12 protein-coding genes and 1 pseudogene are annotated in these 13,468 nt (G+C 69.9%); 3 read left to right on the top strand and 10 right to left on the bottom strand.

Annotated elements, in window-relative coordinates:
* Window positions 1–85: 85 nt before the first annotated feature.
* From OKW78_RS06845 to OKW78_RS06805, 9 genes are all read right to left on the bottom strand, one after another.
* Window positions 86–538, bottom strand: a complete 453-nt coding sequence (locus tag OKW78_RS06845; protein WP_112077898.1) for a transcription elongation factor Spt5 — start codon at window positions 536–538, stop codon at window positions 86–88.
* Entirely contained in the window at window positions 538–714 is a 177-nt protein-coding gene (locus tag OKW78_RS06840; protein WP_066414288.1) for a protein translocase SEC61 complex subunit gamma, read from the bottom strand. Before OKW78_RS06840 ends, OKW78_RS06845 begins: the two co-directional genes overlap by 1 nt.
* A 119-nt stretch (window positions 715–833) precedes the next feature.
* Window positions 834–1,985: a cell division protein FtsZ gene (ftsZ, locus tag OKW78_RS06835; RefSeq protein ID WP_281194444.1), complete on the bottom strand. Its 1,152-nt coding sequence runs from the start codon at window positions 1,983–1,985 to the stop codon at window positions 834–836.
* Between the two features lie 135 nt (window positions 1,986–2,120).
* Window positions 2,121–3,587: a D-aminoacyl-tRNA deacylase gene (locus OKW78_RS06830; RefSeq protein ID WP_281194443.1), complete on the bottom strand. Its 1,467-nt coding sequence runs from the start codon at window positions 3,585–3,587 to the stop codon at window positions 2,121–2,123.
* A 45-nt stretch (window positions 3,588–3,632) separates the two neighbouring features.
* On the bottom strand, window positions 3,633–4,238 hold the full coding sequence (locus tag OKW78_RS06825) for a DUF5518 domain-containing protein (RefSeq protein WP_281194442.1): 606 nt from the start codon (window positions 4,236–4,238) through the stop codon (window positions 3,633–3,635).
* 163 nt (window positions 4,239–4,401) lie between these two features.
* A complete protein-coding gene (locus OKW78_RS06820) occupies window positions 4,402–5,352 on the bottom strand; it encodes a calcium/sodium antiporter (protein WP_281194441.1) in 951 nt (316 codons plus the stop codon).
* Between the two features lie 68 nt (window positions 5,353–5,420).
* Entirely contained in the window at window positions 5,421–5,615 is a 195-nt protein-coding gene (locus OKW78_RS06815; protein ID WP_281194440.1) for a hypothetical protein, read from the bottom strand.
* A 72-nt stretch (window positions 5,616–5,687) separates the two neighbouring features.
* On the bottom strand, window positions 5,688–6,656 hold the full coding sequence (locus tag OKW78_RS06810) for a PhzF family phenazine biosynthesis protein (protein ID WP_281194439.1): 969 nt from the start codon (window positions 6,654–6,656) through the stop codon (window positions 5,688–5,690).
* 143 nt (window positions 6,657–6,799) lie between these two features.
* Window positions 6,800–9,079 (bottom strand): PAS domain-containing protein, encoded by a 2,280-nt coding sequence (locus tag OKW78_RS06805; RefSeq protein WP_281194438.1) that lies wholly within the window; start codon window positions 9,077–9,079, stop codon window positions 6,800–6,802.
* A 128-nt stretch (window positions 9,080–9,207) separates the two neighbouring features.
* Between OKW78_RS06805 and OKW78_RS06800 the strand changes: the two genes are divergently transcribed.
* Window positions 9,208–10,554 (top strand): alkaline phosphatase family protein, encoded by a 1,347-nt coding sequence (locus OKW78_RS06800; protein ID WP_281194437.1) that lies wholly within the window; start codon window positions 9,208–9,210, stop codon window positions 10,552–10,554.
* 38 nt (window positions 10,555–10,592) lie between these two features.
* Window positions 10,593–10,901 carry a ubiquitin-like small modifier protein 1 gene (locus tag OKW78_RS06795; RefSeq protein ID WP_281194436.1) on the top strand — a complete coding sequence of 103 codons (309 nt, stop codon included), beginning with the start codon at window positions 10,593–10,595 and terminating at the stop codon, window positions 10,899–10,901.
* Between the two features lie 56 nt (window positions 10,902–10,957).
* On the opposite strand, the gene OKW78_RS06790 is transcribed toward OKW78_RS06795, so the two are convergent.
* A complete protein-coding gene (locus OKW78_RS06790) occupies window positions 10,958–12,625 on the bottom strand; it encodes an aldehyde ferredoxin oxidoreductase family protein (protein ID WP_281194435.1) in 1,668 nt (555 codons plus the stop codon).
* 138 nt (window positions 12,626–12,763) lie between these two features.
* On the opposite strand from OKW78_RS06790, the pseudogene OKW78_RS06785 reads away from it, so the two are divergent.
* Window positions 12,764–13,326, top strand: a pseudogene (locus OKW78_RS06785) (hypothetical protein).
* Window positions 13,327–13,468 lie beyond the last annotated feature (142 nt).

The following is a 13,468-nucleotide window of genomic DNA, read 5'->3' as shown; positions in this document are numbered from 1 at the left end:
GAGATCCGGGAGGAAACTCGACTTCGAGGAGCTACCGTTCCTCGCCGTCGACCACGGCGCGTCGCGTCGTTCGTCCTCCGAGGACCTACCGTTCCTCGCTGTCGAGCACGCGGATCTGATCGCCGCGAACGGTGACCGGGATCGGGACGGTCGCCTCGTACAGCTCGACGGTCACCTGGTCTTTGCCCTCGTCGATGCGCTGGACGCGGGCCTTCTCGCCCTTGAACGGGCCGGCGATCAGCTCGACGATGTCGCCCTCGGCGATCCCCTCGACGTCGGGCGTCGGCGAGAGGAAGTGTTCGACCTCCGAGAAGGGGCTCTCGGCGGGGCCGTCCGCCCCCTGGATGACGCCGCGGGCGTGAGGGATCTCGTCGAGGATCCGGGCGAAGACGCTGCCGTCCGACGCCTCGACCATCACGTAGCTCGTGAGCTGGTCGGGGGCGATGACCGCCTGGATCTCCGGCATCTCCTTTTCGGCGAGCATGTCCGCGACGGTCCGCTCCTGGCGGGCGGTCGTCTTGACCGAGAAGATCGGCATTACGCGCCGACCCCCGGCAGGAGGCTCATGATCGCGAACATCAGGAAGCCGAGGAACCCGATCAGCAGGATCCCGGCGCCGGCGATCTTCGACACCTGGAGGAACTCGTCGGTGCTCGGCGTGCTCGCCAGCTTCAACACGCGGATATAGCTGTTGAGGTCGTACGGGACGTCCATGTTACGAACGAGTTCGTGACGGGACGGTTTTTACCTTTTGATGCGGGTTCGGTATCGATACGGTCGCCTTGGGAGGGTCTCGGTCGAGGTGGGAGGGCATCGATCCAGGCGGAACGACCCTATTCGACGTAGTCGATGTCCTCCATCTCGGCCGCCGTCGCCTCCGCGTCGTCGTTCTGGCCGTAGATCTGTGGCGACTCGACGCCCGTGACGACGATCATCGTCCGCATCTCGCCCTCGAGGTCCTCGTCGACGGAGGTCCCCCAGATGATCCGGGCGTCGGGGTCGATCCGGTCGTAGATCTCCTCGACGACCCCCTCGGCCTCCTCGATGGACATGTCCTGTCCGCCGGTGACGTTGACGAGCGCGGAGTTCGCCCCGGAGATGTCGACGTCGAGGAGCGGCGAGCGCAGCGCCGATTTCACCGAGTCCTGCGCCTTCGACTCGGAGTCGGACTCTCCGAGCCCGATCATCGCGACGCCCCCCTTCTCCATCACGGTGCGGACGTCGGCGAAGTCGAGGTTGACGAGGCCGGGTTTGGTGATCAGCTCCGTGATCCCCTTCACCGAGCGCATCAGCACCTCGTCGGACACCTTGAACGCCTGGCGGACGGGGAGCTTCCCGACCGCGTCGAGCAGGCGGTCGTTGGGGACGACGATCACGGTGTCGCTCACGTCGCGGAGGCGCTCGAGCCCGGCCTCGGCGTTCGTCCGGCGGACCTCACCCTCAGCGGTGAACGGGGTCGTGACGATGGCGATGGTGAGCGCGCCCGAGTCGCGGGCGGCCTTCGCGACGACCGGCGCGGAGCCGGTCCCCGTCCCGCCGCCGAGCCCGGCGGTGACGAACACCATGTCGGAGCCGTCGATGGCGTCGGAGATCTCCTCTTGGGACTCGATGGCGGCCTCCTCGCCCACCTGCGGGAGCGAGCCCGCGCCGCGGCCCTGGGTCTTCTGTTGGCCCATCAGGATCTTGGTGTCGGCCTCGATGTTGACGAGGTGTTGCACGTCGGTGTTGGCCGCGACGAGCTTCGCGCCGTGGATCCCCTCCTCGGTCATCCGGTTGACCGTGTTGCCGCCGGCGCCGCCGCAGCCGACGACGGTGATGTTGGTCTGGAGGTCCTGGAGGACGTCCTCCAGCTCGTCGTCGGTCATCGTGCCGGTCTGTGGCGCCGCGCCGGCGTGGCCGTCCTCCGCGGGGTCGCCGGGACCCCCGGAGCCGTCCGCCGGGGATTCCTCGGCTTCGTCGATGGCGTCCTCAACGATGGAGTCCATTATGTGGTGTCGTTGCGACCCCGACGTATTTATTCTTGCCCGATCGTCCGACCCGCGTCAGACGCCGAAACGGCCTCAGCCGGAGCGGTGGCCCCCGATCGGTCGGCAGTCTCCAGGCCGGGTCGGCGATCGGACTCACTCGACCGGAAATCGCTCCTCGCGTCGCGTCGAGACCGCCGCCGGATCGATCGTCTCGCCCTCCACCTCCACCGACTCGCCGGACGCGAGCCGGCCGAACGCCGGCCCCTCCGGGACTCCCCGGTCGACCGCAAGCGCCGGGTCGAACGCGGTCTCGCGGGCGACCACGGCGTCGTCGTCGACGACGACCTCGTCGTAGCCGGCCTCCAGGACGGCCGCGAGATCGGCGACGAGGTCCGCGTATCCCGGTGCCGCGTCGTCGGCCGCGAACGCGACGCTTCCGGCCGCACGCGTCCCGGCCTGCTCCGTGCCGAACGCGACCGCGTTCGACTCGACGGCCGCGCGCGCGGCCTCGGCGTCGATCCCCTGTGCCCGCGCGAGCAACCCGTCCGGGAGGTCGCGGACGATCACGGCGTCGGTGGGGTCGGTGGGGTCGGTGGGGTCGTCGGCGTCGACCGCGTCGGTCGCGTTGCGCCCGCCCGCTTCCGCGATCGTCGCGTCCACCGACCCGAACCGGAGCCCCTCGTCGACGGACTCGATCGCCGCCTCCAGGTGTTCGACCAGCGCGAGCGGACGGTCGTCGACCGCCCGGACCCACGTCTCGCTCACGACCCGGTGCCCGAGGTCCCGGATCGTTTCGACGAGGTCGGATCGATCCCCCTCTATCACGGCGCGGTCGGCGCGGCTCCGTTCGAACGCCCGCTCGATCACGTCGCGGTTGGCGTCCGGCGAGCCCATCTCGGCGAGCGCCCAGTCGGCCCCGACGTGGCCGACGGTCCACTCGGTCTCGCGGACGATCCGGGTGAATCGAGGCGCGTAGTGGCCGCCGCCGAAGCCGACGACGTGGCGGTTCCGTCCGTCGTCCCCTCGGAGGTCGGGTCCGGTCCCGCGGAGCGCGAGGACTGCCCTCGCGACCGCACGGGCTCCCTCGGGATCGCTCCACTGCGGCTCGTCGGAACCGAGCTCGGCGAACAGCGAAGGAACGGCCGTGTCCGTCGGGCCGTGGTGGGTGCACTCGATCCCCGCGTCGTACCCGTCCGGCGCGTGGGTCGCCATCGCGTCGACGACGCGGCTCACCGCTCCCGGCGCGGCCCGCGCGAGGGTTCGCGGCTCCCCGCCGTACTCCGCGGGCCCGAAGTTGCCGGTGACGTGGGCGGTCAACAACGGACCGGTGTTCCCGGAGTGCCGCGAGACGAAGACGAGGAGGGCGGGGTCGTCCGCGGCGTCCCGCTCGTCCCCGTCCCTACTCCCTCCTCCGCCGAAGGCGGCCGCCGGGTTCGACAGGTCGATGTGGAGCTCATCGAACTCGCGGAGCTCGAACCCCTCGGTCCGGTAGTAGGTCCCGCCGCCCGCGGCGTCGGGGCGGGTTTCGTCCTCGTGGCTCGTCCAGTCGCCGATCTCGAGGAGTCGCTCGCCGATGTGCTCGGAGGCGCTGTCGGCCCGACTGACGACGATCGCTATCACGCGTTCGGCTGGGTTGTGGTCGGTCGAATAGCCATCGATTCGGCATCACCGTTCCGACTCGTGTCTCCCTCGATCGGGCTCGATCCGTGACCGGTCGTCCGACGTCTCGCCGGTTCGTTCGGCTCGCCCGGGAGACCCGTGTTCGCCCTCGAGATCGGCCTCGCCCTCGAGATCGCCCTTGAGAACCCGGTCGAGCTCGTCCTCGAGTTCTGATTCCGTCAGCTCTCCGGCCGCGTATCGCTCCTGGACCTCCCCGACCGGATCCCTCCCGCGTGCCCCACCACGTTCGGCGTCGCTGACCGACGCCGACCGCCGATCGGCGGCCATCGCCGACCCGAGCACCCCGCCGAGCGCTCCGAACCCGACCAGAAGCGTCGTGGCGAACAGCGCGGCCCCGAGGAAGACCAGCGTGACCCCGAGGTCGAACCCCGAGAGGAGAACGCCGAGGAACACGACGGTCGCGACCGCCACCGACGCGATCGCACCCGCCGCTCCGCCGAGTCTCCCGCCGTGCGTGGCGTCCGTTCCGCCGAGCCATCCGGCCATCGCTCCGCCGACGAGCGGCGCGAACATCGCACCGAACGGTACGAGTCCCATGACGAGCATCGTCGCGGCACCGATCCCGGCGTGTTTCAGAAACGAGCTACGCATCGCGGTTCCGGCCGGATGGGCCCGGCGGTCGACGCGCCGTTCGTGGAGGGCGATCCATGCCGGCCGGTTACGCCCGATCGAAGATAAACGCCGGGGACGATCGCGACGCCGCGGATGACCGTGCCGCCGGTGGACCACGGCAACAGCAGGTAGACGAAGGGAGTCACGGCAACAACAGGTAGACGAAGCTCACGTACGCGGCCACGAGTATCGCTCCGTCGACCCGCGTGAGCCGGTCGCCGCGGTACATGAGCCCGACGACGAGCAGGGTGAACGCGAGGAGCGCCGGGAACTCGAACGCCCGGACCCCGGGGCTCACGTCGATCGGGGAGACGAACGCGAGCAGCCCGATGACGGCGAGGATGTTGTAGATGTTCGACCCGACGACGTTGCCGACGCTGAAGCTCGCCTCGCCGCGGACGGCGGCGACGACGCTCGCGGCGAGTTCCGGCAACGAGGTGCCGACCGCGAGCACGGTGAGCCCGATGAACAGGTCGGAGAAGCCGGCCGCGGCGAGCAGGTCCCGTCCCCCGTCGATCAGCCAGCGGGAGCCGACGACGAGCGCGGCGATCCCGCCGATCACGGCGGCGACGTCCCTCGCCTCGGCGTCCGGCATGCCGTCGCGTTCCGCGGCGGAGATGCCCGCCTGCGTCCGCTGGACTCCGCGCAACACGACGGCGGTGAACGCGACGAGCGCCGCGAGGAGGACGCCGCCCTCGAGGGGGCCGATCCGCCCGTTCCAGCCGAGTCCGACGAGCAGCAGCGCCGCGAGGATCATGAACGGCACGTCCCTGCGGAACACCGTCCCGGAGACCTCGAGGGGACGGATCAGCGCGGCGATCCCGAGCACGAGCCCGACGTTGGCGACGTTCGAGCCGACGATCGCGCCCAAACCGATGTCGGTCGAGACGGTGAGCGCGCCGAGGATCGCCACGAACAGCTCCGGCGCGGTCGTCGCGAACGCGACGACGGTGACGCCGACCGTCGAGGCCTTCAGCCCGACCGCGAGCGCGAGGTCGCGGGCGCCCGCGACCAGTAGCTCCGCGCCGGCGTACAACAGCCCGACGCCGGCGAGGAGGAGGCCGAGTTCGGTCACCGGCGATCCGAGCACCATGCCCGCGGTTCACGCCGTTCTTTCAAAAACGACGCGATACGGGACGGGGACGCGGCGGTATCGCCGTCCTACGTCCGCGTCGCGCGGAACTCGCCGTGTTTCATGCCGACGACGAAGACGATAGCCCCGAAGACGACCATCGAGGGGAGGACCATCATCAGCGTCGTCGAGAGCGGCATCATGCCGCCGCCGACGAGCCCGGCGGTTCCGACGGCGATGAGAAGCGCCACGATACCGGCCGCACGGGGGAGGTCGAACTCCATGCGATCGGTACGGGTCTCGCGGAGGTAAGCGTTCGGTCGATCCCCCCGTGCCGGTGACGATCGATGAGCTCGTCACGCCTCGATGATACCGTCGCCGTCCTCCTCCTCGGGGAGGCGGATCTCGCCGTCGAGCGAGACGACCGCGTCGCCGCCGACCGTCACGGTCACCTCGCCGTCTTCCCCGTTTCCGCCGATCGCGTCCTCGCCTTCTCCGTCCCCGCCGCCCTCCTCGACTCGGACCCTCACGTACCCGGGTCGGTCGAGGAAGTGTCCCTGCTCGCACCGGATCTCCTCGGGGAAGTCGCCGTCGAACGCCTCGACCGCCCGGAGGTATCCGCCGACTGCACCGCTCGCGGTGCCCGTCACCGGGTCCTCTGGGACGCCGACGGCGGGCGCGAACGCTCGGCCGTGGAGCGTCGAGTCGGCCTCGAGCGCGTCGAAGGTGAAGGCGTACACGCCCGCGACGTCGAACTCGGCGGACAGCTCCTCGACCGCGCGCATGTCCGGGTCGGCCTCGCCGAGCCGCTCGAGGAAGTTTACGGGGACGACGAGGAACGGGAGGCCGGTCGAGGCGACCGCGACGGGGAGGTCCGCGCCCACGTCGCGCAGCGCGGCCGGATCGATCCCCAGCGCGGAACCGAGCCGGTCCGCGTCGACCTCGACCGTCTCGACCGTCGGCGATTCCTGTCGCATCCACACCCGGCCCGACCCGGTCACCGTGACCGTCAGGTCGCCGACGTTCGTGCGGAGGACGTGCTCGCCGGCGTCGATCGCGCCGTCCGCGAACAGCGCGGCGTACGAGGCGATCGTGGCGTGCCCGCAGAGGTCGACCTCGTCGGTCGGCGTGAAGTACCGGATCCGGCGGTCGGCGCCGCCGTCAGCGGGCGTGAGGAACGCGGTTTCGGACGCACCGAGCTCCGCCGCGATCCGTCCCATCCGGTCGTGGCTCAATCCCGCGGCGTCGAGCACCACGCCGGCGACGTTGCCGGCGAGGGGGTCGTCGGTGAAGGCGTCGACGAGCAGCGTGCGTCGCGTTTCCATGCCACCTCCTCGTCGTCCCCACGAAAAAGCTCCCGGGGTCGGCGGTCGAAACGTCGATCCTGCTCCCCTCGGGACCGTCGCTCAGTCGGGTTCGTCGTCCACTCGCGTCATCCACTCGCGTCGTCACTCACTCGAATCGTCGCTCACTCGGGCGTGTCGGCCGGATCTGCCGGCGTGATGCCGCGGAGTTCGATCCGCGCGCCCCCGCCTTCCGCCTCGGTCGTGGCCGCGGTCCAGCCGTGAGCGGTCGCGATCTCCGAGACGATCCCCAGCCCGAATCCCGTGCCGTCCGGGTTGGTGGAGAACCCGATCTCGAAGACCGTCTCACGATCCGCCTCGGGGATCCCGGGTCCGTCGTCTTCGACGAACAGGGTCGTTCCCTCGCGGCCCACCGTGACGGTCACGCCCTCGCCGCCGTGCTCGACGGCATTTCGAAACAGGTTCTCGAACAGGGTCCTGAGCCGCGAGGCGTCGCCGTCGATCGTTCCGGACGCTTCGATCCGCAGGGTCGCGTCCGCGGTCTCGACGGTCCCCCAGGCTCGCTCGGCGACGGCCGCGACGTCCACCCGCTCGACGTCGACGACGTGCTCGCCCATTCGGGCGAACGAGAGGGCGTCCTCGATGAGCTCCGTCATTCGGTCGAGCGCCCGCGCGGCGGTGTCGAGCCGCTCCGCGTCGCCGGTCTCGCGAGCCAGATCGAGGTTGCCGATCGCGACCGAAAGCGGGTTCCGGAGGTCGTGTGAGACGACGCTCGCGAATCGGTCGAGACGATCGCGCTCGCGGGCGACCTCGGTTTGTGCCTCCCGGCGCTCCAGCTCGTAGCTCACCCACCGACCCATCAGGTCGACGAGCGTCACCTCCCACGTCGAGAACGGCTCCGACCGCGCCCCGCGGTCGTAAAAACAGAACGTGCCGTACACCTCGCCGTCGACGACGACCGGCGCGCCGACGTAACAGCTGAGATCGAGCGCGACGACCCCGTCACGCTCGGCGAGTTCGGGGTCGTCCGACGCCGACTCGACCTGGAGGGACCGCTCCGTCGAGACGACCCGCTCGCAGACCGTCGACGACAGGGGGACGACGTCTCCCTCGGCGAACTCGCCGGTGGCGTCGTCGACGACCACCGCCCGATAGCGGTCGCCCTGGACTCGCGAGAGCAGTCCCGACTCGACGCCGAGTACCTCCCTGCCGAGCGCGAGCAGTGAGGCGACCTTCCCCTCGAAGCTCGCGTCCTTCTCGGAGATGGCCTCGTGGAGCCGGCGCATGACCGACTCGCGGCGTTCGATCTCGCGGCGCTCACGTATCGCCTCCGTGACGTCCCGGGAGTAGACCGAGACGCCCGAGTCGGATGGGTAGACCCGCGTCTCGAAGAACCGGTCGGCCGGATCGTAACGGATCGTCGCGGTCGTCGATTCGCCGGTCTCGCGGGCGCGCTCGAGGGCCGTCCGGAACTCCGTGTCGATCACGCCGGGGAACACGTCCCAGACGCGCTCGCCGACGAGGTCGTCACGGGCGCGGTCGTCGCCCGCAAGTCCCGCCGCCCGGGCGTTGAGGTAGGTGACCCGGTCGTCGTCGTCGAGCGCGACGAACGCGTCGGTCATCCGGTCGAGCAGTTCGGCGCGCTCCTCCGCGAACGCCACCTCCGCGGTGATGTCGGTCGCGATCCCGTAGACCGCGTACGGCTCGCCCGTCTCGTCGAAGAGCGGGACGCGAACCGTGACGAACCGACGCTCGCCGTTCGGGCCGGGATAGCGCTCGTCAAATCGTTGCGGCTCGCCGGCCGCGATGGCCGCCTCGTCGTTGGCGCGGAAACGACCGGCGAACTCCCCGCCGTGGACCTCGGCGGTCGTCGCCCCGATGATCTCCTCGCGCGGAACCCCGACCAGCGACGCGAACGCGTCGTTGACGAGGAGGTAGCGGTCGTCCGTGTCCTTCATGAACACCAGGTTCGTCGTGTGCTCGAGGATGGTGTCCAGGCGCTCGGCGGACGTCCGGAGCCGTTCGATCGTCGCGGCACGGTCGACGTCGCCGCCTCCCGCACGAACGGTGCGCGCCCGTCGTATCCGGTCGCGGAGGTCCGCGAGCGCGTCGGGGGCGGTCTTCCGCACGTAGCCGGTCGCGCCCGCGTCCACCGCGGACGCCGCGAACGCCTCGTCGCCGTCGGCGGTGACGACGAACACGGGAACTACCGGATCGATCCGGCGGACGGCCGCGAGAAGGTCGAGTCCGGTCCCCGAGCCGAGGTCGCGCTCGACGAGCACGCAGTCGTGCCGGGCCGGATCGAACGCGTCGCGGGCGGTTCGGAGGTCCCGGACGTGTCGGAGTTCGAACTCGCCCGTCGCGTCGGCCAGCGTCGTCTCGAGCGCCGCGGCGAACTCGTCGTGGGGGTCCGCGAGCAGCACGGATACCGGGCGCTCCGTCACGGCCCTCCGTTCTCGTCGGTACCACTTGTGTGTGGCGGGGATCGGACCCGGCCGTCTCGGTCGACGAACGCCCGCCCGTCGGTCCGATCGATATCAACCCTTTTGCTCCTCTCCGTTGATGGGGAGGTATGGGCCTCTTCGACCGGTTGCGCGGGAACGACACCCCGCGCGTGGCGTTCGTCGGGATCGACGGTCTCCCGTACGACCTCGTGGCGAACGACTCCGAGACGTTCCCGACGCTCTCGGCGATCGCCGAGGCGGGCGACGGCGGGGCGATAGACAGCATCGTCCCGGCGGAGTCGAGCGCCTGCTGGCCCGTCCTCACGACCGGCGTGAATCCGGGCGAGACCGGCGTGTACGGCTTCCAGGACCGCGAGGTCGGCTCCTACGACACCTACGTTCCGATGGGCCGGGACGTCCAGGCGACGCGGGTGTGGGACCGGGCCACCGCGGCGGGTCTCGACGCGACCGTGCTCAACGTTCCCGTCACGTTTCCGCCCCAGCGGAACCTCCAACGGATGCTCTCCGGCTACCTCTCGCCCGACGTCGACAAGGCCGCACATCCCGAGGAGCTTCGGGCGTATCTCGCGGAGTCGGACTACACCCTGTCGGTCAACGCAAAGCTCGGCCACAAGGCGGACAAGACCGAGTTCGTCGAACACGCCCGCGACACCCTCGAGAAGCGGGCGGCGCTGTTCGAGCGCTACGTCGAGCGTGACGACTGGGACCTGTTCGTCGGCGCGTTCACCTCGCCCGACCGGATCAACCACTTCCTGTGGGGCGACCACCTCGACGCGGGACCACACCGCGAGGACTTCCTCGACTTTTACGCCGCGCTCGACTCGCACATCGGGTCGATCCGGGCGGCGCTCCCCGACGACGTGACGCTCGTCGTCGGCTCGACGCACGGGTTCACGCGGCTCGACCACGACGTGTACTGCAACGAGTGGCTCGATCGCGAGGGATGGCTCGAGTACGACGACGAGGACCACGACTCGCTCGCGGACGTCGGCGGCGACGCCCGGGCGTACTCGCTCGTCCCCGGCCGCTTCTACCTCAACCTCGAGGGGCGCGAGCCGGAGGGCGTCGTTCCCGAGGCCGACTACGACGACGTGCGGGCCGAGCTGGTCGCGGACCTGGAGGCGTGGGAGGGCCCGAACGGGAATCCCGTCGTCGACCGCGTCATCGAGCGCGAGACCGCCTTCCGGGGCGACCACGACGCGATCGCGCCCGACCTCGTGGCGATCCCCAACCCCGGATTCGACCTGAAGGCGGGGTTCCGGCCGCGCGACCGCGTCTTCGACCCCGACGGACCGCGAACGGGGATGCACACCTTCGAGAACGCCGCGCTCTTCGTCGACCATCCGGCCGCGACCGTCGGGGACGCCGACCTCCTCGACGTCGCACCGACGCTCCTCAAGTTGCTCGACGTGGAGTACGCGCGGACCGACTGCGACGGCGCGAGCCTGGTGTAGCCCATGAGAGTCGACCGAGCGACGAGGTGGTCTACCCGATGATCGAAGTCGTCTTCCGAGCGTACGGTCCGGTCCGGGACGCTCTCGGCGCGAAGACCGTCGAGTGTGAACTCCCCGCAGGAGCGACCGTCGGGGACCTCCTCGCGAAACTGACCGACGAGCATCCCGAACTGGATCGCCGGCTGTACGGCGGCGGCCTCGGCGACGATGACCCCGGCGACGGGGGCCTCAGCGATGCCGTCAGCCTCACGGTGAACGGGACCAACGTCTCCCGGCGCGAGGGGTTGGAGACGGAGCTGTCCGCGGGCGACGAGGTCAGAGTGGCCCCGCCGATCCACGGCGGATAGGGTACGGGTGGAGCCGTCGGTTCACGGGGATCCGTTCGATCGTTCGACGACCCGATTCAATCGTCGCCGGCGATCCCTCCGGCCGCGGTCTCGGCGGGGACGGTTCCGTCGAGGTTCCAGCCGCGGAGCTGGTAGTACTCGTCGAGCGCCGCCTCGAATCCCGGCAGGTCGTAGGGGAGCCGGTCGTCCTCGCGGTCGAATCCACGGCGGTTGTTGAAGTGCCGCTCGAGTTCGATCACGCGGTCGCCCATCGCGAGGAGGTCCGCGAAGTCGGCATCGAGGAGTTCCGCCCTCGCCTCGTCGTCGACGTAGCCGCTCGCGAACGCACAGAAGATCCCCGAGTCGCGGACGACCTGCCGGTTCTCCCGTTCGATCAGCAGCTCGGGTTTCCCCTCCAGTCCCTTCGGATCGACCTCGCCGTCGTACTCCAAGCTGAGGAACGACGAGTACATGTGGTCGGCTCCACGGTTCGCCACCGCGTACGAGAGCCCCTGCCCGTGGATCGCCCGGCCGTCGTGGGCGGCGAACTCGAGCCCCTTCACCGACCAGTTCTCGACGCCGAGCTCGTCGTGACAGCGTGCGACCCCCTCGGCGAGCGTGTCGCCGATCCCCTCGCGGAGAGCGACCTTCTCGAGCGTCTCGTGAACCAGTTCGGCGTTCCCGAACTCGTCCTCGCTCGCGAGGTACGCGGCGACCGTGTCGCCGGCGGAGATGGTGTCCATCCCGAGGTCGTCACAGCGGTCGTTCGAGATCATCACGTCGACGACGTCGTCGACGCCGGCGTTGCTGCCGAACGCCATCACGGTCTCGAACTCCGGACCCTCCGTCTCGACGCCGCGTTCCTCGTCGCGAGTGGGGAGCTTGCACGCGAACGCGCACATCGAACACGCCGCCTTCTTGTACTTCTTCTCCTCGACGGCATCGCCCCCGATCCCCTCGACGCCCTCGAAGCTCATCTCCGAGAAGTACCGGGTCGGCAGCCCGAACTCGTCGTTGATGAACTCGGTCCCGTTGGTGGTGCCCTGCCGTTTCATGACGTCATCCGCCGTCGCTGCCTCGCCGTGGATCTCCGACTGGATCTCCTCGGGGAGGTCGACGCGGGCGGGCGAGTCGCCCTCGAAGGTGAGACACTTCACGTTCTTCGCGCCGAGGACGGCCCCCAGTCCGCCGCGGCCGAACGCCCGGCTGTTCGAGGTCATCACGCAGGCGAACCGCACGCGGTTCTCCCCCGCCGGACCCACGGTCGCGAGGTGCTCGCTCTCGAGCCCGTGTCGCTCGCGCATCGCCTCGGTCACCTCCGGCACCTCCGCGCCGGCGAGTTCGGGAACCTCCTCGAACTCGACGCCGTCGTCACGGACGTGGACCGCGAGGAGCTCGTCGCTCGCGCCCGTGACCTCGACGACGCCGTGTCCGGTGTCCACGAAGTTCCGCGAGAGGTAGCCGCCGGCGTTCGTCGAGCACAGCCCGTCCGTGAGCGGCGAGAGTCCGGTCATGTTCATCCGCCCCGTGAAACTCATCCGCGAGTGCTGGAGCGGGCCCGACGAGAGGTAGACGCGGTTCTCGGGGCCGAACGGGTCCGCGTCGAACGGGATCCGGTCGTGTGCGAGCTTCGTCGCCGCCCCGCGGCCGCCGACGAACGCGGCCAGCACCTCGTCTATCTCAGTCGTCTCCGCCTCGCGGGCGCCGACGTCGACGGTCAGGAGGTCGCCCTTCGCGTGATTCATGCGGACACGTACCACGCGACGGGTTAGGGAGTCTCGGGAACCGTACAGCTTTTCCGGTACTCGCCGTCGGCGCGTCGGACCTCGGAGATCGGTCCGCTCCCTCGTCGGCTTGAAGTGCTCCCGGACGGATCCACGGACATGGAACGGACGCCGGACGGATCTCCCGTCGGCGTCGACGACCCGTACGCGGCCGCGGGCGTGTGTGACCACCTCACCGACGACGGGCGGTGTCGGTTCGCGTTGACGCGAGCCGGCGACGACCCCGAGTTCGCCGCGAGCGCCGCGCCGACGGGTACGCCTGTCACGTCGGTCCCGACGGCGAGTGGTGGGCGTGCCCGCACTACCGATCGACGACCGACGGCCGCGAGTGTGCGCGCTGCGGGCTCGAGGAAGTCCGAGTTGCCCATGAGGACGCCCGGCCGCTCGTGGAGGAGCACCACCTCTCGTACGCGGGACGGGGGAACGGGACGGGCGACGGGCGAGTCTCGGAGACCGACGACCGCCCCGACGCCGGCCCACACGAGATCACGGTGGCGCTGTGTCACTGGTGTCACGCGAAGGTCCACGGCTCCATCGCGCGGATCGACGACGACGCGAGCCCGGATCCCGAGGCGATCGCCGAGCGGGAGGGTCGGCGGACGAGAGAGCGCGCGGAGTCGGCATTCGAGACGGCACGGGAGCGATACGATACTGAAAAGTGAGAAGTGATGGCGTGCGGATCGATGGCTAACGAGGAGGACGTGGTTCCAGTGAGGTCCGATCTCTGTGTGTGATACGGCACGAAACAACCGATCACTGAAGAGTGCATATCCACCTTTTTCTCGTCGGATTCCCTTCGGGAAT

Origin of the sequence: Halorubrum sp. F4 (assembly GCF_027257195.1) — an archaeon.
GTDB lineage: Archaea > Halobacteriota > Halobacteria > Halobacteriales > Haloferacaceae > Halorubrum.
The sequence above is the reverse complement of the archived record's forward strand: the minus strand, read 5'-3'. Positions and strand labels throughout refer to the sequence as shown.

Excerpts from the sequence above, each read along its gene's own strand:
- OKW78_RS06795 (WP_281194436.1), top strand. The coding sequence starts at position 10,593 with ATGATCGAAGTCGTCTTCCGAGCGTACGGTCCGGTCCGGGACGCTCTC.
- OKW78_RS06820 (WP_281194441.1), bottom strand. The coding sequence starts at position 5,352 with ATGGTGCTCGGATCGCCGGTGACCGAACTCGGCCTCCTCCTCGCCGGC.
- OKW78_RS06790 (WP_281194435.1), bottom strand. The coding sequence starts at position 12,625 with ATGAATCACGCGAAGGGCGACCTCCTGACCGTCGACGTCGGCGCCCGC.
- OKW78_RS06825 (WP_281194442.1), bottom strand. The coding sequence starts at position 4,238 with ATGCGTAGCTCGTTTCTGAAACACGCCGGGATCGGTGCCGCGACGATG.
- OKW78_RS06815 (WP_281194440.1), bottom strand. The coding sequence starts at position 5,615 with ATGGAGTTCGACCTCCCCCGTGCGGCCGGTATCGTGGCGCTTCTCATC.
- OKW78_RS06840 (WP_066414288.1), bottom strand. The coding sequence starts at position 714 with ATGGACGTCCCGTACGACCTCAACAGCTATATCCGCGTGTTGAAGCTG.
- ftsZ (WP_281194444.1), bottom strand. The coding sequence starts at position 1,985 with ATGGACTCCATCGTTGAGGACGCCATCGACGAAGCCGAGGAATCCCCG.
- OKW78_RS06800 (WP_281194437.1), top strand. The coding sequence starts at position 9,208 with ATGGGCCTCTTCGACCGGTTGCGCGGGAACGACACCCCGCGCGTGGCG.
- OKW78_RS06845 (WP_112077898.1), bottom strand. The coding sequence starts at position 538 with ATGCCGATCTTCTCGGTCAAGACGACCGCCCGCCAGGAGCGGACCGTC.
- OKW78_RS06810 (WP_281194439.1), bottom strand. The coding sequence starts at position 6,656 with ATGGAAACGCGACGCACGCTGCTCGTCGACGCCTTCACCGACGACCCC.